The organism is Zestomonas ipomoeae (assembly GCF_057128665.1).
Map to the genome: position 1 here is coordinate 43,486 of NZ_JBSKHQ010000013.1, position 20,437 is coordinate 63,922.

The 20,437-nt window shown below is 64.9% G+C and carries 18 protein-coding genes and 2 tRNA genes; 9 read left to right on the top strand and 11 right to left on the bottom strand.

Annotated features, from left to right (window positions below; translation table 11 throughout):
• The first annotated feature begins 117 nt into the window (after window positions 1–117).
• Both pcrP and ACWKV7_RS14940 read left to right on the top strand, forming a co-directional pair.
• The gene (gene pcrP, locus ACWKV7_RS14935) at window positions 118–846 is read left to right on the top strand and encodes an HAD superfamily inactivated hydrolase PcrP (protein ID WP_483858473.1); all 729 of its coding nucleotides are present in this window, start codon (window positions 118–120) and stop codon (window positions 844–846) included.
• Window positions 847–966: 120 nt separating this feature from the next.
• On the top strand, window positions 967–1,230 hold the full coding sequence (locus tag ACWKV7_RS14940; RefSeq protein WP_483858474.1) for a DUF4404 family protein: 264 nt from the start codon (window positions 967–969) through the stop codon (window positions 1,228–1,230).
• Window positions 1,231–1,252: 22 nt separating this feature from the next.
• Here the strand turns inward: ACWKV7_RS14940 and queF are convergent, their stop codons facing one another.
• Window positions 1,253–2,083 (bottom strand): NADPH-dependent 7-cyano-7-deazaguanine reductase QueF, encoded by an 831-nt coding sequence (queF, locus tag ACWKV7_RS14945; protein WP_483858475.1) that lies wholly within the window; start codon window positions 2,081–2,083, stop codon window positions 1,253–1,255.
• A gap of 117 nt (window positions 2,084–2,200) precedes the next feature.
• Between queF and ACWKV7_RS14950 the strand changes: the two genes are divergently transcribed.
• Window positions 2,201–2,875 (top strand): heavy metal response regulator transcription factor, encoded by a 675-nt coding sequence (locus ACWKV7_RS14950; RefSeq protein WP_483858476.1) that lies wholly within the window; start codon window positions 2,201–2,203, stop codon window positions 2,873–2,875.
• On the top strand, window positions 2,872–4,242 hold the full coding sequence (locus ACWKV7_RS14955; RefSeq protein ID WP_483858477.1) for a heavy metal sensor histidine kinase: 1,371 nt from the start codon (window positions 2,872–2,874) through the stop codon (window positions 4,240–4,242). Before ACWKV7_RS14950 ends, ACWKV7_RS14955 begins: the two co-directional genes overlap by 4 nt.
• Here the strand turns inward: ACWKV7_RS14955 and ACWKV7_RS14960 are convergent.
• The 5 genes from ACWKV7_RS14960 to ACWKV7_RS14980 form a co-directional block, all read right to left on the bottom strand.
• Complete coding sequence (locus ACWKV7_RS14960; RefSeq protein WP_483858478.1) at window positions 4,239–7,319, bottom strand: efflux RND transporter permease subunit; 3,081 nt, start codon at window positions 7,317–7,319, stop codon at window positions 4,239–4,241. The genes ACWKV7_RS14955 and ACWKV7_RS14960 overlap by 4 nt on opposite strands.
• Window positions 7,316–8,344 (bottom strand): efflux RND transporter periplasmic adaptor subunit, encoded by a 1,029-nt coding sequence (locus ACWKV7_RS14965; protein ID WP_483858479.1) that lies wholly within the window; start codon window positions 8,342–8,344, stop codon window positions 7,316–7,318. Before ACWKV7_RS14965 ends, ACWKV7_RS14960 begins: the two co-directional genes overlap by 4 nt.
• A gap of 61 nt (window positions 8,345–8,405) precedes the next feature.
• The gene (locus ACWKV7_RS14970) at window positions 8,406–9,185 is read right to left on the bottom strand and encodes an ABC transporter permease (protein ID WP_483858480.1); all 780 of its coding nucleotides are present in this window, start codon (window positions 9,183–9,185) and stop codon (window positions 8,406–8,408) included.
• Window positions 9,182–10,114 (bottom strand): ABC transporter ATP-binding protein, encoded by a 933-nt coding sequence (locus tag ACWKV7_RS14975; protein ID WP_483858481.1) that lies wholly within the window; start codon window positions 10,112–10,114, stop codon window positions 9,182–9,184. Before ACWKV7_RS14975 ends, ACWKV7_RS14970 begins: the two co-directional genes overlap by 4 nt.
• A 176-nt stretch (window positions 10,115–10,290) precedes the next feature.
• On the bottom strand, window positions 10,291–10,962 hold the full coding sequence (locus ACWKV7_RS14980; RefSeq protein ID WP_483858482.1) for a transglutaminase-like domain-containing protein: 672 nt from the start codon (window positions 10,960–10,962) through the stop codon (window positions 10,291–10,293).
• A gap of 156 nt (window positions 10,963–11,118) precedes the next feature.
• Here ACWKV7_RS14980 and ACWKV7_RS14985 point away from each other — a divergent pair, with 156 nt between their 5' ends.
• Both ACWKV7_RS14985 and ACWKV7_RS14990 read left to right on the top strand, forming a co-directional pair.
• Entirely contained in the window at window positions 11,119–13,566 is a 2,448-nt protein-coding gene (locus tag ACWKV7_RS14985; protein WP_483858483.1) for an acyl-CoA dehydrogenase, read from the top strand.
• Between the two features lie 49 nt (window positions 13,567–13,615).
• Window positions 13,616–14,023, top strand: a complete 408-nt coding sequence (locus tag ACWKV7_RS14990; RefSeq protein ID WP_483858484.1) for a PA2817 family protein — start codon at window positions 13,616–13,618, stop codon at window positions 14,021–14,023.
• A 109-nt stretch (window positions 14,024–14,132) separates the two neighbouring features.
• Here the strand turns inward: ACWKV7_RS14990 and ACWKV7_RS14995 are convergent.
• Both ACWKV7_RS14995 and ACWKV7_RS15000 read right to left on the bottom strand, forming a co-directional pair.
• Window positions 14,133–14,208 (bottom strand) — tRNA-Gly (locus ACWKV7_RS14995).
• A gap of 2 nt (window positions 14,209–14,210) precedes the next feature.
• Window positions 14,211–14,286 (bottom strand) — tRNA-Glu (locus ACWKV7_RS15000).
• A 311-nt stretch (window positions 14,287–14,597) separates the two neighbouring features.
• Between ACWKV7_RS15000 and ACWKV7_RS15005 the strand changes: the two genes are divergently transcribed.
• Both ACWKV7_RS15005 and ACWKV7_RS15010 read left to right on the top strand, forming a co-directional pair.
• Complete coding sequence (locus ACWKV7_RS15005) at window positions 14,598–15,368, top strand: hypothetical protein (RefSeq protein WP_483858485.1); 771 nt, start codon at window positions 14,598–14,600, stop codon at window positions 15,366–15,368.
• 44 nt (window positions 15,369–15,412) lie between these two features.
• Window positions 15,413–16,078, top strand: a complete 666-nt coding sequence (locus tag ACWKV7_RS15010) for a glutathione S-transferase family protein (protein WP_483858486.1) — start codon at window positions 15,413–15,415, stop codon at window positions 16,076–16,078.
• 57 nt (window positions 16,079–16,135) lie between these two features.
• On the opposite strand, the gene ACWKV7_RS15015 is transcribed toward ACWKV7_RS15010, so the two are convergent.
• Window positions 16,136–17,023 carry an ATP-binding protein gene (locus ACWKV7_RS15015; protein WP_483858487.1) on the bottom strand — a complete coding sequence of 296 codons (888 nt, stop codon included), beginning with the start codon at window positions 17,021–17,023 and terminating at the stop codon, window positions 16,136–16,138.
• Between the two features lie 96 nt (window positions 17,024–17,119).
• Between ACWKV7_RS15015 and ACWKV7_RS15020 the strand changes: the two genes are divergently transcribed.
• The gene (locus tag ACWKV7_RS15020) at window positions 17,120–19,438 is read left to right on the top strand and encodes a hybrid sensor histidine kinase/response regulator (RefSeq protein WP_483858488.1); all 2,319 of its coding nucleotides are present in this window, start codon (window positions 17,120–17,122) and stop codon (window positions 19,436–19,438) included.
• Here ACWKV7_RS15020 and ACWKV7_RS15025 read toward each other — a convergent pair.
• Entirely contained in the window at window positions 19,425–19,892 is a 468-nt protein-coding gene (locus ACWKV7_RS15025) for a MarR family winged helix-turn-helix transcriptional regulator (RefSeq protein WP_483858489.1), read from the bottom strand. The genes ACWKV7_RS15020 and ACWKV7_RS15025 overlap by 14 nt on opposite strands.
• Entirely contained in the window at window positions 19,889–20,374 is a 486-nt protein-coding gene (locus ACWKV7_RS15030) for a glutathione peroxidase (RefSeq protein ID WP_483858490.1), read from the bottom strand. Before ACWKV7_RS15030 ends, ACWKV7_RS15025 begins: the two co-directional genes overlap by 4 nt.
• Window positions 20,375–20,437 lie beyond the last annotated feature (63 nt).

A 20,437-nucleotide genomic window follows, 5' to 3' on the forward strand; every position in this document is an offset into this window, starting at 1 on the left:
AGCATAGCGGAACACAGAAATGGCCAGCCCCCTCGGCCGCACGCCGTCACGATACGGTCATCTGCTCGTCATCGCCGCGCCCTAGGCTGAATGCCCACCCATCAGAATCCATCGACGATGCACGACGCTACCCGCCTTCCCGTCTTCACCGCCGTGCTGTTCGGCCTCTCCGGCTGCCTGGTGGATTTTGGCGCCCGTACCCTGCCGGTCGCGCTGTCGCGCCTGTATCCGCAAGCACGCCACCTGGTGCCGGTGGATCTGCCACCGCCCATGGCAATGGCCCGGGTGCTGGGCCGGGAGGGGCAAGCGCAGGAGCTGGAGGCCCTGGAGCAGGCGATGGCGAAGGTCGCGGATGAGCATGCCGAGGCGACTGCCGGGGCGCTGGAACAACTGGCCGAACTGCACCGGCTGGGCGTGCCCTGCGCCTGGCTGGACGAGCTACCGGACGGCGTCAGCCGACGCCTCGCCGCACCGTTGCCCCAATGGCTACCGGGCATGAACCTGGACGAGACTCCGCCGGCACCGGGCGCCTGCTGGCAGGCGCTAATGGCGCTGGGCGTCCCCCAGCTACACGGCTGCGTGCTCGTCGGCGGTTCGCCGCGACTGCTACAGGCCGGCCTCAACGCCGGCCTCTGGACCATCGGCCTGGCTGCTTGCGGCAACCCGTTCGGCATGGCACCGGCCGACTGGCAGGCCCTCGGCCATCTCGAACGGGATCGATTGCGCGCCCAAGCCACCCTGGAACTCTATCGCCTAGGCGTGCATTCGGTAATCGATCACCTCGGCGAGCTGGGGCCCTGCCTGCAGGATCTGGCCGTGCGCCAGCAAAAGGGTGAAAAACCCTGAAACGATGCAAGCGCTCGGTTTGATCGCGATCAGCGCAAGAGTGTCCGGCTTGCAGTAACCTCTATGACAATACCGGCTCGTCCTGTAGCCGAATCGTTGTCATCAGGAGGAAAGATCGCCATGTCCGAACGCTTGCAGCAACAACTGCAGAAACTGCGCGAACAGCTGGCCCAGGACCCACCGCTGGATAGCGAGGAGCGCGCCGCGCTGCTCGAACTGATGCATGAGATCGACCTGCGCCTGGCCCAGGAAGTCGCCAGCGAACCCGACGCGTCGCTGGTGGATGGCGTCAACCTGGCGGTGGAGCGCTTCGAAGCCAGTCACCCCACCCTCGCCGGAACCCTGCGCAACATCATGCAAAGCCTGGCCAACATGGGCATCTGAAGGGGCTTCCGCGCCCCGCCCCCTACTGCCTGGCCAGGCGCCGGTTGTCCGGCCGGAACTGCGCCGTGCTGCGGTAGGGATTGATATCCAGCCCGCCACGGCGCACGTAGCGCGCATAGACGGTCAAGTGCTCAGGCTGCAGCAGGCGCAACAGGTCGAGAAAAATGCGCTCGACGCATTGCTCATGGAAGTCCGCGTGCTGACGGAAGCTCACCAGGTAAGCCAGGAAACTGGCATGGTCCAGCGCCGCGCCCCGGTACTCCACCGCCAGGCTGCCCCAGTCCGGCTGGCCGGTGACCGGGCAGTTGGACTTCAGCAGATGGCTGTGCAAGCTTTCCTCGACCCGCTTGTCGCTATCGCAACGCAGCAGCTGCGCCTGCGGTTGCTCGTAGTTGCCGATCGCCACGTCCAGCCCGTCGATGCAATCGCCCGGTAGCACGGCGATACCTTCGGCCGCCACCTCGTCCAGCGAGCGAACGCGCACCGTGACCGGCGCACCGGCGACCGCGGAGAGATCCTTTTCCAGCACAGCCGCCAGGGCCGCGCGGTCGGCGAATACGCTCTGGTTCAGCGAGTTGAGGTAGAGCTTGAACGATTTCGACTCGATGATGTTCGGCGAGTCGGCGGGTATGGCGAACTCGCCGATGGCCACGACCGGTTTGCCGGAGGGCAACAGCCAGGAGAGCTCATAGCAGTTCCACACATCCACGCCCCGATACGGCAGGGTTTGCGCGGTCAGCCCCAACTCCGCCCATTTGGCCGTGCGGGGAATCGGGAACAACAGGGACGGGGTGTAGGTGGCGATGTAGGCGCTGGACTTGCCCAGCGGCGAATGTTCGGCAGGATGCTGCATGGAAAGGACCCGGGCTTGGCAAAACGCGGCAAGTGTATACAGTTTCCCTCGCGCTTTCAGCGCCCACTTGATTGGCGGCGCCTACACTCGACATATGCACAAGGGACAACGCTGGGGATGAAACTGCTGATCGTCGAAGACGAGCCGGGGATCGGCCAGGCACTGCAACAGGGACTCACCGAGGCTGGCTTCGACGTCGACTGGCAGCGCGATGGCGAACGGGGCGAAGCGCTGGCACTGCGTGGAGAGTACGCCCTGCTGCTGCTCGACGTCATGCTGCCAGGTCGCGATGGCTGGCAGCTCCTGCGCGCCATTCGCACCGCCGGCGTGACGACACCGGTGCTGTTCCTGACCGCGCGCGACGCAGTGGAAGACCGCGTTCGCGGTCTGGAGAGCGGAGCGGATGATTACTTGGTCAAACCCTTCGCCTTTCCGGAATTGCTGGCACGGGTGCGCAGCCTGTTGCGCCGCGGTGCGGCATCAGGAAGCAGCCTGGCGATCGCTGACTTGCGGCTTGATCTGCTCAGCCGCCAGGCACGTCGTGGCGATCGACGTATCGACCTGACCGCCAAGGAGTTCGCCTTGCTGGAGTTGCTGCTGCGCCGTCGCGGCGAAGTGCTGCCCAAGTCGCTGATCGCTGCCGAGGTATGGGGCATGCATTTCGACAGCCAGACCAATGTCATCGAAGTCGCCATTCGCCGATTGCGGGCGAAGCTCGATGATGACCACCCGGCCAAGCTGATCCACACGGTACGCGGCATGGGCTATGTGCTGGAGGAGCGCGAGGAATGATCGCCCGCCTTTCCCTCACCGCCCGCCTCGCCTTGCTGTTCGCCGCCTGCACCGCCGGCGTTTCGCTGATTGCCGGGGGGCTGTTCCACCGGGCCAGCGAGGCACACTTCCTCGAACTGGACCAGGCACTGCTCGAAGGCCAACTGCAGCAGTTCCGCCACCTGCTCAGGGGCGTGGACAGCCCGCTGGCGCTGGAGGCACGGCAGGCCGAACTGGAACGCGAGCTGGCCAGCCATCCCGACCTCGGCCTGCGCCTGCAGGGCGAGGATGGCCGTCTGTGGTTCGCCTATCCACCGGAGCTGTCCGAGACACCCATGCCCACGCCGAGCCGCCTCTACGACTGGCAAGACGGCACCACCCGTTACCGCGTGCTCTACGCGCCACTGCAGAGCCGCTACTACCTGGGGCCTAAGCTGACGCTGCTCATGGACATCACCCACCACCAACACTTCCTGGCCGACATGCAGCGGCTGATCTGGCTGACCATGGGCCTGGCCGCCATCGCCACCGCCCTGCTCGGCGCCTGGGTCGCGCGCCGCGGGCTCAAACCGCTGCGCGACATGACCGCGATGGCCGGCAACGTATCGGCGCATTCGCTGGCGGTGCGCCTGGATGACGACTCGGTACCGGCCGAACTGCGCGGCCTGATCCAGGCATTGAATGCGATGCTGGCGCGACTCGACCAATCCTTCAGCCGGCTCTCGGCGTTCTCCGCGGAAATCGCCCATGAGTTGCGCACGCCGCTGGCCAGCCTGTTGGCTCGCACCCAGGTGGCGCTGGCGCGCCCCCGCAGCCTGGAAGACTATCGAGAAGCCCTGCATGGCAATCTCGAAGGCCTCGAACACCTCTCGCAGATGGTCAACGACATGCTGTTGCTGGCCAAGGCTGATCATGGCCTGCTGCTCGCCAGACGTGAGTCGCTGTCGCTCAGCGAGGAGGTCGAGGGCCTGCTCGATTTCTACCGGCCGGTTGCCGATGAAACCCGCGTTGCGCTGGAACGGGAGGGCGATGGCGTGCTGCTCGGCGACCGCAGCCTGTTACGGCGCCTGCTTAGCAACCTGCTGGAAAACGCCCTGCGCCATACCCCGCCCGGAGGACGAATCCTCGTCCAGATCCAGGCCCATGCCGGGGGCCTGCGGCTTACGGTGGAAAACCAGGGCGAGGACATCCCGGCCGACGCGTTGCCGCATCTTTTCGAACGCTTCTACCGCGCCCCCGGCAACAGTGACGGGCCACGCCAGCATGCCGGCCTGGGCCTGACCATCACCCGCTCGCTGGTGGAAGCCCATGGCGGCACCATCAGTTGCGAGTCGGCCGAAGGCCTGACCCGCTTCGTGCTCGACTTTCCTCCGGACGCCGCCGGTTAGGCCGACGCTGCATCCTGCGCCACCTCGTCGCCCATTTCCCGCAGCGGTCGCCAGCGACGCAGCAGCAGGTACAGCGTGGGAATGACGAACAGAGTAAAGAAGGTACCGACCAGCAACCCGCCGACGATCACCAGGCCGACCTGCTGGCGGCTCTCCGCACCGGCGCCGCTGGCGATCGCCAGCGGCAGCGAGCCGAGCACCATGGCCCCGGTGGTCATCAGGATCGGCCGCAGGCGTTGCAGGGCAGCGGTAAGCACCGCAGCGCGCGGCGCGATGCCCTGGCGCAGCAGCTGGTTGGCGAACTCGACGATCAGGATGCCGTGCTTGGTGATCAACCCGATGAGAGTCACCAGCCCCACCTGCGAGTAAATGTTCAAGGTGCCGCCGAACAGCGTCAGCGCCAGCAAGGCACCGGCCATCGACAGCGGTACGCTGAGCAGGATCAGCAAGGGATCGAAGAAACTCTCGAACTGCGCCGCCAGCACCAGGTAGATGAATGCCAGGGCAAGCAGGAAGATCAGCGCCACCCCGCTGCGGGACTCCTTGAAATCCCGCGAGGTACCGGTGTAATCGAACTGGGTCTGGGCGGGGAACACCTCGCGCGCCTCTGTTTCCAGGCGGTCCAGCGCTTCGCCGAGGGTATGCCCTGCGCCGACGTTGGCGCTCAGGGTCACCGCACGCAACTGGTTGAAATGATTGAGCTCGCGAGGCGCCACGGTTTCATGCACTTCGATCAGATTCGACAGCTGCACCATGCGCCCATCGCGCCCACGGACATAGACCCGGCCGAGATCGTCGGGATTGCTGCGGTCGAGATCGGCCAGTTGCACCAGCACGTCGTATTGCTCGCCATGGCGCTTGAAGCGCGTCACCTGACGGCTGCCGAACAGGCTTTCCAGTGTCCGCCCGATGGTCGCCACGTCGCTGCCCACTGCCGTGGCCTGCTCGCGGTTGACCTCGACCTTCAGTTGCGGCGTGTTCAACCGCAGATCGCTGTCCAGGCTTTCCAGCCCCGGATAGTCGCGCATGCGGGCCAGCAGCGTCTCGACGTATTGCTCCAGCTCGGCATACGCCAGCGACGAGCGGACCACCAGGTTCACCGGCTGGTTGCGCGCGCTCTGCCCAAGCGGCGGGCGGTTAACCGGAAAGGCCCGGATGCCTGGGATGTCCTGCAGCCTGGGCAACAGCTCCTGGCGGATCTCGAACTGGCTGCGCGTGCGCTCGCCCCAGTCTTCCAGCTTCATGAAGGAAATGCCCTGGACAACGGTGGGAAACCCGGCCACCACCAGGTAGCGATTGGCTTCCGGAATATCGGCATAGGCCGCTTCGATCTGCCGCGCGTAGCGGCTGGTGTAGTCGATGGTGGCGCCGTCCGGCCCGCTGAACACGGTGATCAGGGTGCCGGTATCCTCGGTGGGCGCCAGTTCGGATTTCAGCCCGCCGAACAACCAGAGGCAGGCCAGCAAAACCGCGAGCAGTACGGCCAGGACCAGCCACCAGCGAACCAGCGAGCGCTCCAACAGGCGCCGATAGCCATGGTTGAGCGCGCCGAGGCCCGTCTCGATCAGGTTGTAGCCCCGGTTGTGGCGCTGGCTGGTGGAATGCGTCTTGAGCAACAGCGCGCACATCATCGGCGTCAGCGTCAGGGCGACGAAGCCGGATACCAGCACGGCACCCGCCAGGGTCCAGGCGAACTCGGTGAACAGCCTGCCGGTGCTGCCCTGCATGAAGCCGATCGGCGCATACACGGCGGCGAGGGTCAGGGTCATGGCGATCACCGCGAAGGCAATCTCGCGGCTGCCGACCAGGGCCGCCCGCAGGGGCGGCGTGCCGCCCTCGATGTGCCGATGGATGTTCTCCAGCATGACGATGGCATCGTCCACCACCAGGCCGATGGCCAGGACCATGGCCAGCAATGTCAGCGTATTGATGGAGAAGCCCATCAGGCTCATGAGGGCGAAGGCGCCGATCAGCGACACCGGAATGGTCACCAGGGGAATCAACGTGGCGCGCAGGGAGCGCAGGAACAGGAAGATAATCAGGATGACCAGTGCCACCGCCTCCCAGATGGCGGTGTAGACGTTGTCGATGGACGCCCGGATGAACAGCGAGTTGTCATGGGCCACCGCCATTTCTATGCCTTCCGGCAGCAACGCGCGCACATCGTCCATGGCCTCGGCCAGGCCGTCGGAAATATCCAGCGGATTGGCCGTGGCCTGCTTGATCAGCCCCATCACCACCGCCGGGCGGCCCTTGTAGCGCACGACGCTGCGCACGCTCTGCGGACCGATCTCGCCATGCCCGACATCGGCCAGGCGCAGCAGGTAACCGCGGGAATCGTCGAGGATCAGCTCGTTGAACTGCTCGGCGGTCCGCAGATCGGTTTCCGCCAGCACATTGAATTCGCGGGCCTGCGACTCGATGCGGCCCGCCGGGATTTCCACGTTCTGCCGGCGCAAGGCGTCTTCGACGTCCTGTACGGTCAGGCCGTGGGCGGCGAGCTTTTCCGGGTCCAGCCAGAGCCGCATGGCCAAGCTGCGGGAACCGCGTATCTGCACCTCGGAGACGCCAGGAATGGTCTGCAGGCGGTCCTGCACCACCCGCTCCAGCAGGTCGGTGATTTCCATCGCCGAATGCCGCTCGCTGAAGAACGCCAGGTACACCACCGGCTGCGCATCGGCCTCGACCTTCTGCACGATGGGCTCGTCGATCTCGTCCGGCAGCAGGCCGCGTACCCGGCCCAGGCGATCGCGCACATCGTTGGCCACCTCGTCGGCCTGGCTGCCGAGGCGGAACTGCGCGGTGATCTGGGTATTTTCCGTGCGGCTGATGGAGCTGACGAAGTCCAGCCCCTCGATGCCCGAGAGCACGTCCTCGATGGGCTGTGCCACCTGGGACTCCATGATTTCCGGGCTGGCGCCGGGGTAGATGACGTTGACCGTGACAATGGGCACGTCGATGTTCGGGTACTCGCGCACCGACAGGCGCTGGTAGGCCATCAGCCCGAGCAGCACGATGACCAGCGACAGCACGCTGGCAAACACCGGTCGCCGAATGCAGATGTCCGACAGGGTCATGCGCCGTCATCCGCCGACTGGGTGCGCACCGCCATGCCCGGCCGGACCTTCTGCCAGCCGGCACTGATCAGCACCTCGTCGCCACGCAGCCCTTCGCGCACCTCGGCGCGGCCGCGCTCACGACGCCCCAGCTTGATCTCCCGCTGCTCCACCTTGCCGTCGACCACCAGGTTGACCATCAACCTGTTGCCTAGCGGCATCACCGCCTCCTCGGGAATCACCAGAGCCTGCGGGCGCTCGGCAAGGATCACCACGACCTTGACGAACTGCCCCGGGCGCAGGCGCCGTTCGCCGTTGTCCAGCCGGGCACGCACCGCCTGGCTGCGACCGACCTCGTCGAGCCGCGGGTTGAGCGCCTGGATCTCGCCCCGGAAAACCTCATCCGGGTAGCTGTCCAGGCGGATCTCCACCGGCTGCCCCAGGCGGATCTGCCCGATGGCCTTCTGCGGCACGCGAAAATCCACCTTGAGCGGGTCGAGCACCTCCAGGTTGACGATGTCCTGGCCGGCGGACAGGTAGTCACCAGGGCTGACTTCGCGCAGCCCCAGCACGCCGTCGTACGGGGCGCGGATTTGCGTCTTGTCCAAACGCGCCTGGGCCAGGGACAGGCTGGCACGCGCCGCTTGCTGCTGCGCCTGGGCCTCGTCCAGCGCCTGGGCGTTGCTGGCGCCGCGCTTGAACAGCATCTGCGCCCGCTGGTAGTTCTTTTCCGCCAGGTTGAGGTTGGCCCGCGCCTGGGCCAACTCGGCACGGGCAATGGCATCGTCGAGACTGACCAGCAGCTCGCCCTCCTTTACCGCCTGCCCCTCGCGAAAATGTAGGCCGGCGAGGCGCCCGTCGATCTCGGGGCGAATCGTCACCGACTCGTCCGAGCGCAGCGAACCGAAGGTGACCAGCTCATCGCGCACCAAGGCACGCTGGGGGCTGACCACCTCCACCAGCGGCCCGGGTGCCGTCTGTGCCCGGGCGCCCAGTGCCCACAGCGACAACGCGATCACGCCGCAGAAACGCGCAAGGCAGGACATGCAAGAACCTCGTGGCAATCGGATAGTCCAGTCTAGCGAGGCCGCGGCAAGCGCGGGGCGCTTATTGACGCATGCCCCGGCCGCTGATGAGCAGGCGAATGCATACCAGGTAGAGCACCACGCAAGCGACCAGCATGAAACCGATGGCGACGCCGATATTGATGTCGGAAACGCCCAGGATGCCGTAGCGGAAGGCGTTGACCATGTGCAGGATCGGATTGGCCAGGGACAGGGTCTGCCAGAACGGCGGTAGCAGATTGATCGAATAGAAGACCCCGCCGAGGTAGGTCAGAGGCGTCAGCACGAAGGTCGGAATGATCGAGATGTCGTCGAAGTTGCGCGCGAACACCGCATTGATGAAGCCGCCGAAGGCGAAGATAGTGGCGGTCAGCATCACTACCAGCACCGTCACCCCCAGGTGATGCACCGACAGCTGGGTGAAGAACAGCGACAACAGGGTCACGATCAGCCCCACCGCCAACCCGCGCAGGATGCCGCCGATGGCATAGCCGACCAGGATCACGTGGGGAGACACCGGCGACACCAGCAACTCCTCGATGGAGCGCTGGAACTTGCTGCTGAAGAAGCTCGACACGACGTTGCTGTAGGCGTTGGTGATCACCGCCATCATGATCAGCCCCGGCACGATGTAGTCCATGTAGCTGAAGCCGCCCATGTCACCAATCTGCCGGCCGATCAGGCTGCCGAAGATGACGAAGTAGAGCACCATGGTGATGCCCGGCGGCAGCAGGGTCTGCGGCCAGATGCGGGTGAAGCGGCGCACTTCGCGGTGGACGATGGTCTGTAGGGCAATCAGGTTGGGGCGCAGTTCGACGTTCATTGGGCCACCTTCTTCAGGTTCTTTTCCACCAGGGAGACGAACAGCTCCTCCAAGCGATTGGTCTTGTTGCGCAAGCTGAGCACTTCCACCTTCTGCCCGGCCAACTGGCGGAACAGCTCGGTGACGCCCTGGCTCTTCTCCACCTGCACCTCGAGGGTGTGATCGTCCACCAGCCGCGCCGGATAGCCATCCAGTTGCGGGGCGATCAGCTGCGACTCCTTTAGATCGAGCAGGAAGGTTTCCACATGCAACTGCTTGAGCAGCTCGCGCATGCTGGTGTTCTGCACGATGGTGCCGTGATCGATGATGCCGATGTTGCGGCAGAGCTGCTCGGCCTCCTCCAGATAGTGGGTGGTCAGGATGATGGTGATGCCTTGCTGGTTCAGCTCGGTGAGAAAATTCCACATCGAGCGGCGCAGCTCGATGTCCACCCCGGCGGTCGGCTCATCGAGGATCAGCAGGCGCGGCTGGTGGACCAGCGCCCGGGCGATCATCAGGCGGCGCTTCATGCCGCCGGAGAGCATGCGCGAGGGCTGGTCGCGCTTGTCCCACAGGCCGAGCTGGGTCAGGTACTGCTCGGCGCGCTCCTTGGCCACGCGCAGCGGGATGCCGTAGTAGCCGGCCTGGGTCACGACGATGTCGAAGGCTTTCTCGAACTGGTTGAAGTTGAACTCCTGCGGCACCACGCCGAGGCAACGCTTGAGCCCGGAGGGGTCCTGGTCCAGGTCGTGGCCGAACACATTCACTGTGCCGCCGGACTTGTTCACCAGCGTGGAAAGGATGCCGATGGTGGTGGATTTTCCCGCCCCGTTGGGGCCGAGCAAAGCGAAGAAATCACCTTCGGCCACGTCCAGATCGATGCCCTTGAGGGCCTGGAAGCCGTTGCCGTAGGTCTTGGTCAGTTGCCGGATGGTCAGGGCAGAACGCATAGAGAGTCAGGCACCAGAATGAGAAGGAAATGGGCACGCAAGCGGCCGCGCAAAACGGCCGAGTCTACCGTCAGCGTGCATCGGATTGCAGTTCGGGGAACGGTGATCGGCACCGAATATCGTCCCGCAGCCTAGCAGGGTCGCCGGAAGAATAAAGACGCCTGGACTGATGTTACTTATCGAGCCTGTGCATGACCGTTCGCCTCGGCCTGCAGGTCGCCTTGCAGAAAGGCCGCGCCGTCGGCGAACAGATGGGGATAGCAGCGTGCCAGGTGGCCGAAGAACAGCGCCTCCGGCACGTCGGCGAACTGGCCGTGGTCGTGCAGGTATTCCATGTAGCGCTCGCCCTGGCGATTGAACGGATGGAACACGCTGTCCTCGAGGCCATCGAACTCCAGCGGCGCCACATCGAATACTTGGCATAGCGCCAGGTTGAAGGCCGGCGTCGCCTTGACCCAGCGCTCGCCAAGGTACAGCTCGGTGTAGCCGTGCATGGCGAATACCTCGCTGCGCAGCAGTTCCAGCAGCCGCGGCGTGGAGAGGTGATTGCGCACGTCGGCCAGGCCTATGCGCGCGGGAATCCCGCAATGCCGGGCACCGGCGGCGAGCAGCGCCGCCTTGGGCACGCAATAGCTCTCGCCGGCCAGCAGCGCATGGCTGGCCTTCAGCGTCTGCGGATCACGGCTGAACACGTAAGGGTTGTAGCGAATTTCGTCACGTACCGCGTAGTAGAGGCTCACCGCCTGCTGCAAGGGGTTCCGGCTGGCCCCGCGCACGCGCTCGGCGAACTCGACTACCACTGGGTGGTCACTATCGATGAAGCGGCCGGGCTGCAGGTATTCGCGCATCGAAGCTCTCCTTTTCGCGTTCGCCCAGTCTAACCAGCGCTATCGCCCCGGACTAACGACGATCCGGCCAAGCTTCCCGCCCTTGCTGCCAGCCGGCGCCAAGAGGCCGGTGCCTATACTGAGACGGCCTTACCGCCATCGCCCACGGAGATGTCCATGCTGTTGCTCTGGCTACTCGTTCTGATTGTCGGCGTACTCTTTCTCGCCCATCTGCGCATCGCTCCCGGCCCTGCCCTGGCGCTGGTCGCTGGCTACCTGATTCTCATGGGGCTGTCGGATTGCGCGCCCGCCTGGCTGATGCTGCTTCTCTGGCTACCCTGGCTGGCGGTGGCACTGCCCCTGGTCCTGCCCGAGCAACGTCGGCGGCATCTCACCGGCCCCCTGCTCCGCTGGTTTCGCAAGGTGCTGCCGCCCCTCTCGGAGACCGAGCAAGACGCCATCGAAGCCGGCACCGTCTGGTGGGATGGCGAGCTGTTCAGCGGCCGCCCGGACTGGGACACGCTGCTCGCCTACCCGCCGGCCCGCCTGACCGAGGAAGAACGCGCCTTCGTCGACGGGCCGACCGAGGAACTCTGCGCCATGGTCAGCGACTGGCAGATCGGCCAGCGCCTGGACCTGCCGACCGAGGCCTGGGACTTCATCAAGCGCAACGGCTTTTTCGCCCTGATCATTCCCAAACGATACGGTGGCAAGGGCTTCTCCGCCTTCGCCCATTCCGAAGTGGTGATGAAACTGGCCACCCGCAGCGGCGACCTGGCGACCACTGTGATGGTGCCCAACTCGCTCGGTCCCGCCGAGCTGCTGCTGCACTACGGCACCGAGGCCCAGCGCGACCATTACCTGCCACGCCTGGCCAGCGGCGAGGAGATTCCCTGCTTCGCCCTCACCGGCCCCTACGCTGGCTCCGACGCCACCGCCATGCCCGACAGCGGCGTTATCTGCAAGGGGCTCTGGCAAGGCGAGGAAGTGCTCGGCCTGCGCCTGAACTGGGAAAAGCGCTACATCACCCTGGGCCCGGTAGCCACCCTGCTCGGCCTGGCTTTCAAGACCTACGACCCCGACCACCTGCTCGGCGAGCAGGAGGACCTCGGCATCAGCCTTGCGCTGATCCCCACCGACCTGCCGGGCATCGAGATCGGCAATCGCCACCAGCCCCTCGGCGCCGCCTTCATGAACGGGCCGAATGCCGGCAAGGATGTGTTCGTGCCGCTGGACAGCATCATCGGCGGCCAGGAAATGCTCGGCCAAGGCTGGATGATGCTGATGAACTGCCTATCCGTCGGTCGCTCGATTTCCCTGCCAGCGGTCGGCACCAGCGCGGCCAAGTACTGCAGCTACGCCAGTGGTCGCTATGCGGAGATTCGCGAACAGTTCAACGTGCCGCTAGCCGCCTTCGAGGGTATCCAGGAACCCCTGGCACGGATCGCCGGCAACGCCTGGCTGATGGACGGCGCGCGCATACTGACGGCCCATGCCGTCGACCTCGGCGAGAAGCCCTCGGTGCTCTCGGCTATCCTCAAGTACCACCTGACCGAGCGTGGCCGCGAATGCATCGCCCATGCGATGGATATCCACGGCGGCAAGGGCATCATCATGGGGCCGAAGAACTACCTGGCGCGGCTCTGGCAGTCGGCGCCGATCTTCATCACCGTGGAAGGTGCCAACATCCTCTCGCGCAACCTGATGATCTTCGGCCAGGGCGCGATTCGCTGCCATCCGTTCCTGCTCGATGAAATGGCCCTGGCCCGCGAACCGGACCAGGATGCCGCGCTGGACAAATTCGATCCGCTGCTGCTGCGCCATGTCGGCTTCGCCGTCGGCAATGCCGCCAGCACCCTGCTGCTCGGCCTCACCCTGGGTCGGCTCGGCCGCGCCCCGGGCAACGCCCTCAGCCGCCCGTACTTCCGGGCACTGGACCGCCTGGCCGCGGCCTTCGCGCTGCTCGCCGACCTCTGCATGCTGTTGCTCGGCGGCGAACTCAAGCGCCGCGAGCGGCTCTCGGCGCGCCTGGGCGACGTGCTCAGCTACCTGTACCTGGGTTCGGCGGCGCTCAAGCGCTACCACGACCTGGGCTATCCCGAGGAGCAGCAGGCCCTGCTGCGCTGGTCGCTCGAGGAATCGCTGAACAAGGCGGAAACCGCCCTGGCGCAAATCCTCGACAACTTCCCCAACCGCATACTCGGCTGCCTGCTGCACCTGTTGGTGTTCCCCCTCGGCCGTCGCCATGACGGCCCGAGCGATGCCCTGGACAGCGAGGTCGCCGGCATCCTCGGCCGCCCGGACGGCGACCCGGCACTGGAGCAACTGCTCGCCGGCTGCTACCGCCCCGAGAACGAGCAAGACCCGCTCGGCGACCTCCGCCACGCCTTCGACCTGCTCGCCAGCAGCCGACCGGCCGCGGAAAAACTGCAGAAGGCGCTCAAGAGCGGACAGCTGAACCCCGCCGGCTACGCCGACCCGATTGCCGCCGCCGTGACTGCCGGCGTGCTCGACGACACCGAAGCGAATGCCTTGCGCCAGGCGGAGAAGGCTCGACGCCAGGTAATCGATGTCGACGACTTCACCCCCGACGAACTGGCGCCAGCTCCCGGCAAGGTGCGCTAACGAAGCGTCAGCGTATAATCCCGCGCCCTTACGAAAGCAGGTAACCCCAATGGCCAATCCACATCTCGACTATCACCTGGCGCTGCTCGCCCATCTGCGCGGCGTCCTGCTCGCCCTCGGCGAGAACGAACAGATCCCGGAAGAGAGCCATGCGCTGTTTCTCGAACGCTTCGATGAACTGGTGATGAATCTGCCGAACATTCCCGAAGAGCGGCACCTGGGGCAGGACATGATCTGCCAGGTGTTCCAGCGCTACCCGCAGGTCGCCCACCTGGTGCCGCGCGACCTGCTGTGGTTCTTCGGCGGCGACTGCCTGCACTACATGCCGGACGAGGAAATCGCCCTGTTCCAGGAACTCGAAGAGCGCCGCCATCAGGCCGAACAGAACGGCGAGCTTTTCGACTGGAACCGGGAAAAACAACTGCTGGCCCTGCCACCGGAAAGCAACCGGCACTGATAGCCGCGCGCAAACGGAAAAGCCCGCCGGAACACCGAGCGGGCTTCTTTGTCGGCGCATGGGGCGCACAAACGAAAACGCCGCTCTATTGAGCGGCGTTTCGTGAATTTGGAGCGGGAAACGAGACTCGAACTCGCGACCCCGACCTTGGCAAGGTCGTGCTCTACCAACTGAGCTATTCCCGCAATGGCGTCCCCTAGGGGACTCGAACCCCTGTTACCGCCGTGAAAGGGCGGTGTCCTAGGCCACTAGACGAAGGGGACGCGGCCCGGAACTTACAACAGTTTTTCCGGCTTCCTGCGTTTTGCTTTCACCTTCACGCTGGAAGTGGCGCGCATTCTATGGAGCCTTTGAAAGGTCGTCAACCCTCCAATAAAAAATTTTTCAAATCAAACACTTCTGGCCAAGCAAGGTTCCCGCAACAGGTCGGGCGGCCCCAAATCAGACAAGCCTGGCGGCCTCAGAAATCGCCATCACCCGCATCGGCGCCGCGTATCCATAACCAAGCTCTATCAGCAGCGGCGTTAACGCACTACACTCCGGACAAAGCGCCAGCACCAGAGGGGTTGTAGCGGTGTCTCCACTCGTCATCACTCTATTGATCGTTACCGGCCTCGTCATACTGATCGCCATCGGCTACACCAACCACCTGCTGGAAAGCAGCAAGCTGGAGAAGGCGCGCCTACGAGCCGACATCAACGACCGCATCCGGCGTTGCGCCGCGATTTCCAGCGGCCTGCCGGGACAGTTGATGACTCCCGCCTTGAAGTTGCTGCTCAGCAAGCTCGAATTGCAGCTGTGCGAGCGCCTGTTGCCGCTGGATAAGCGCAACAACACCGTCAAGGTCCGCATCGACGAACTGCGCTCCGCCATCGCTCTCGGCGAGTCGATTCCGGTGAACAACGCGCCGCAGCAGATCATCGACGAGAACCAGGCCAAGGAAGTTCGCTTCCAGCTCGAAGCGCTGCACGCACAAATCACCCGCGCCGCCCAGGAAAGCCAACTGCCCCCCAACGAGGCCAAGCGCTGGCTGGGGGAAATCCGCCTGATGCTGGCGCAGCTGCACATCGAATTCTTCACCAATCTTGGCCAGCGAGCCCTGCAACAGCATCAGCCCGGCCAGGCGCGACTGGCCTTCGAGCGCGGCGTGCAATACCTGCGCAAACAGCCGGACCCCGCGCGCTACCAGGCGCAGTTGCAGCAGCTGGAGAAATTGCTGGAACGTGCCAATGCCCTGGTACTGACCAGCAACAAGCCGGCCGCGGACGAGCCCAGCGAGCTCACCGAAGGCTTGAAAACCCTGGAAGAAGACGACGACTGGAAGAAGAAGAACATCTACGACTGAGCGCGCCTGTGCGCGCCATGAACAACGCCGACAAGGAGCCCTTCATGGCATTGACCGTCTACGGAGCACCGCTTTCCCCCTTCGTGCGCAAGCTGCGCCTGTGCCTGGCGGAGAAAGGCCTGGACTACCAGCTGGAAATCGTCACGCCGTTTGGCCAGCCCGACTGGTACCGCGAGCTGAACCCACTTGGACGCATTCCGGCCTTCCGCGACGGCGACCTCACCCTCGCCGACTCCAGCGTCATCTGCCAATACCTGGAAGACCAGTACCCGGAGCGGCCTGCGCTCTATGGCGACGATCCCGTACAACGTGCACATATCCGCTGGCTGGAAAAATATGCCGATTACGAGTTGGCCCCGCTGACCACCTTCACCGTCTTCCGCAACCGCGTGCTCAAGCCCACCATGGGCAAGCCCTGCGACGAAGCGGCGATTGCCGTGGCATTGCAGGAAAAGCTCCCGGCGCACTTCGACTACCTCGAGAAGACGCTCGGTGAAGCGGCCTACTTCGTTGGCGAGCGCGTGAGCATGGCCGACCTCGCGGTCGCCTGCCAGCTGATCAACATGCAGCATGGCGGCGAAACTCTGGACGCTCGGCGCTGGCCGGCGCTGGCCGCGCACTTCGCGCGCATCGTGGCGCGCGAATCGGTGCAGGAGGTGCTGCCGCGCGAACAGAAGACCATCGCCAAGCTCGGCGGCCAACCCGCCTGAAGACGATAGTTCGCCCCCTCGACCAGCGCCCGACGACAAGCCGGGCGCCTTTTTGACCTACCTGCGCTCCAACAACGCCTTGCCCACCCATTGCCGAGCGAACTGATAGGCACAGCGCCCGTTGCGATTGCCGCGCCCCAACGCCCAGCGGATCGCCGCTTTCTCCAACGCCTCGTCCCAACGCCAGGCCAGCGCGGCCTGGGCAGCCAGTACCTCGATCCAGTGCCTTACCACCGCCAGGTAGTGATCCTGGCTGAACGGATAGAACGACAGCCAGAGTCCGAAGCGATCGGACAGGGCAATCTTGTCCTCCACCGCCTCGCTCGGATGCAGCTCGCCATCCACCCGCTGCCAGTGCTCGTTGTCGCTATGGTTTTCCGGCATCAGGTGCCGGCGATTGGAGGTGGCGTAGAGCAGCACGTTGTCCGGTGCGCGTTCAAGCGAGCCATCCAGCACGCTCTTGAGAATGCGGTAATCGCCCTCGCCCGCATCGAAAGACAGGTCGTCGCAGAACAGCACGAAGCGCTCTGGCTGATCGGCCAGCCTCTCCACCACCCGCGGCAGGTCGGGCAGATGGTCGCGCTCGATCTCGACGAGGCGCAGCCCGGCTTCCGCGTGCTCGGCCAGGAGTGCGCGCACCAGCGACGACTTGCCGGTTCCGCGTGCCCCCCATAGCAAGGCGTGGTTGGCCGGCATACCGGCCACGAACTGGCGGGTGTTTCGCGCCAGCAACTCACGTTGCGCATCGATGCCGATCAGATCGCCAGGGGTCAGGTCCAGGCTGACCCTCAACGGCAGCAAGTGGCCGCCACGCGCCTCGCGCTGCCAGCGTGCAGCCAGGCAGGTACGCCAATCGACCGGTACTGTGGCGACCGGCAACAAGGGTTCGATGCGTGTCAGCAGCGCGTCGGCACGCTCCAGAAAATCCAGCAGGCGGGAATTCACGGGCTCTCCTTTTTTGTTGGGACGATCGCACACCAAACTCTGACGGTGGCGGGAACGGATGGGCTATGCTTGGCCAGCGGAGAAACGAGTACTTCAATGGATATATCGCTAACCAATCGCCTGTCGTTCAAACAGGCCAGTCTTACCGTGCTGGTAGCGTTCATCCTCGGCACGTTGCTCAGCCTGATCCAGGTCGGCATCGATTATGCCAGCGAAGACGCCTCCATCGATCGCGAGATCCGCTCGCTCCTGGAGATCAGCCACAACCCCGCCGCCCGCATCGCCTACAACATCGACGCCGAACTGGCCAAGGAGTTGGTGCTCGGCCTGTTGCAGTCGCCGGTGGTGATTCGCGCAGAGATCATCGACAACAGCGGCATGACGCTCGCCAGTGTCAATCGCCCGCGCATCGAGAGCGGCTACCGGGTCTTCAGCGATTTCCTGTTCGGCGAAAGCCGCCAATTCGAAGACCTCTTGTTCGTCGCCCACGCCCCCGACGAAGCCCTCGGCCTGCTGCGCCTGGAGGTCGACACCTACGCCTTCGGCAGCAACTTCCTGCGCCGCGCCATGCTCACCCTGCTCACAGGCTTCATACGCAGCCTGGGGCTCTCGCTGATCCTGCTGGTGCTGTTCTATTTCATGCTGACCAAGCCACTGGTGCGCGTCATCCGCTCGCTCAGCGACCGCGACCCGCGCGCACCGGCTCACCAGATGCTGCCCTGCCCGCCCGGTCATGAGCGCGACGAGATCGGCATCCTGGTCAACGTCGCCAACCAGCAGCTCTCCAGCATCGCCCAGGAAATGACCCAGCGCCGCGAGGCAGAAGACCGGCTGACCCAGTACCTCGGCGAGCTGGAGAACATCGTCTCCACCCGTACCGCCGAGCTGAAGGCAACCAACCTGCGCCTCACCCAATCCAACCAGGAGCTCGAGATCGCCCGCCGCGCCGCGCTGGAAATGGCCCAGGCCCGCGCCGCCTTCCTGGCCAACATGAGCCATGAGATCCGCACGCCGCTGAACGGCCTGCTGGGCATGCTGGCCCTGGCCCTGGATGCACCGCTGAGTACCGAACAGCGCCAGCAGCTTTCCATCGCCCACGATTCCGGCAAGGTGCTGGTGGAGTTGCTCAACGACATTCTCGACCTGTCCAAGTTCGAGGCAGGCCAGCTGGAGCTGGAAAAGATCCCCTTCGATCTCGGCACCCTGACCGAGGAAACCGCCAACCTGCTGTCGCAGAACGCCGCGCCCGGCGTTGAGCTGACCTGCCTGATCGACCCCGCGCTTCCGGCTCAGGTGCTTGGCGACCCGACCCGCGTTCGCCAGGTGATCAGCAACCTGCTGTCCAATGCGCTCAAATTCACCCGCAGCGGCCGGGTCGATGTGCGCGTGGGCAGCTCCGCCAATGGCGTGCAGATCATCGTGCGCGATACCGGCATCGGTATTCCGGAACAGGCTCGGGCGCGAATCTTCCAGCCGTTCGCCCAGGCCGGCGTCGGCATCACCCGCCAATATGGCGGCACCGGTCTCGGCCTGGCGCTGACCCGGCGGCTCTGCGAAGCCATGCAGGGGCAACTCACCCTCAACTCGCAGGAAGGCTTCGGCAGCCGTTTCAGCGCCGAACTGCCGCTGCCCGCCCATGCGGGGCCCGCCACATTCCCCGCCCTGAGCGGCCGCGTTTTGGCCCTGAGCCCGGCCAATAGCGGCCTGGCAGAGCTGCTCGGCAGCCTGCTACCGGCCTGGGGGCTGGATTACCAGCGGCTGGACATGGACGCCAAGCCGACAGAGATCGATGCCGACGTGCTGGTCAGCGACTGCCCCGAACGCCTGTTCGGCCTGCGCCCCGCCGTCGAGGCGCCGTTCCTGCTGGTTACTGCCTACGGTAGTTTCATGCCCGCCTCGCAAACCACCACCCTGGCGCCGCTCGAGCAGCTCGCCCGCCCCCTGTCGCGCTCGTCGCTCTACCAGGCCTTGCGGCGCATTCTGCAACCGTACAGCGAGGAGGCACCGCATCCGGCTCAGGTCGAACAGTTGCTGCAACGCCAGGCAAAGGTGCTGCTGGTGGAAGACAACCCGGTCAACCAGCTGGTGGCCAAGGGCATGCTGGGCAAACTGGGGTGCGAGGTGGCGGTCGTTGCCCATGGCGGCGAAGCCCTGACCTACCTCGAACAGTCGACCGCGGATCTGGTGCTGATGGACTGCAACATGCCGGTGATGGACGGCTACGAGGCCAGCCGGCGGATACGCCAGAGTGGGCGCTGGCCGGACCTGCCGATCATTGCCTTGACTGCCAATGCCCTGCCGGACGAGCGCGAGCGTTGTCGCGCCGCCGGCATGAATGACTACCTGGCCAAGCCGTTCCGCCGTGAGGAACTGGCCGCGATGCTGGATGCCTGGTTGCCAGTCATAACCTCATGAGCCGTTCGAGCAGGCCGCCGAGCCGACCGCGCAACTCGTCCAGTTCGTCCGGTGCCATGCCGCTCTCGCAAAGCAGTTCGGTCTTCAACGGCAAGACTCGCTCACGCAACGCCAGGCCGGCCTCGGTCAGCGCCAGGTGCAATTCGCGCTCGTCGCGCTCGCCACGCCGGCGCTGCACCAGCCCCAGCTGCTGCAAGCGCTTGAGCAGGGGCGTCAGCGTGCCGGAGTCCAGCAGCAGGCGCTCGCCCAGGGCCTTCACCGTCGGCTGCTCGGGCGGCGTCGCCTGCCACTCCCACAGCACCAGCATCGCCAGGTACTGTGGATAGGTCAGGCCCAGCGCATCGAGCATCGGCTTGTAGCCGCGAATGACTGCCCGCGATACGGCGTAGAGCTTGAAGCAAAGCTGGTTGTCCAGCAGCAACTCGGCCGGGAGATCGATGGTCGCCTGAGTCATCGCAACAAGGCTTCGATCTCGGCGGTCAGCTCTTCCGGCTTGGTGGTCGGGGCGAAGCGCTTGACGACCTTGCCATCCTGGCCGATCAGGAACTTGGTGAAGTTCCACTTGATGCCCTGGCTGCCCAGCAGGCCGGGGGCTCGCTGCTTCAACTGCACGAATAGCGGGTGGGCATTGCTGCCATTGACGTCGATCTTCTTGAACAGCGGGAAGCTAACGCCGAAGTTGAGTTCGCAGAACTCCGAAATGGCACCCTCGTTGCCCGGCTCCTGCTTGCCGAACTGGTTGCAGGGGAAGCCCAGCACCACCAGCCCCTTGTCCTTGTATTGCTGCCAGAGGCTTTCCAGACCCTTGTACTGCGGCGTGAAACCGCACTTGCTGGCAGTGTTGACCACCAACAGGGCCTTGCCGCCGAAGTCGGCGAGGGTTTTCTCTTCGCCCTTGATGGTGGCGCAGGGAATGCTGAGGAGATTATCGCTCATGGTTGTTCGATCCTTCACGTTGGGAAACGGATTAAAAATAGCGAGCAATTGAATTGCACGCAA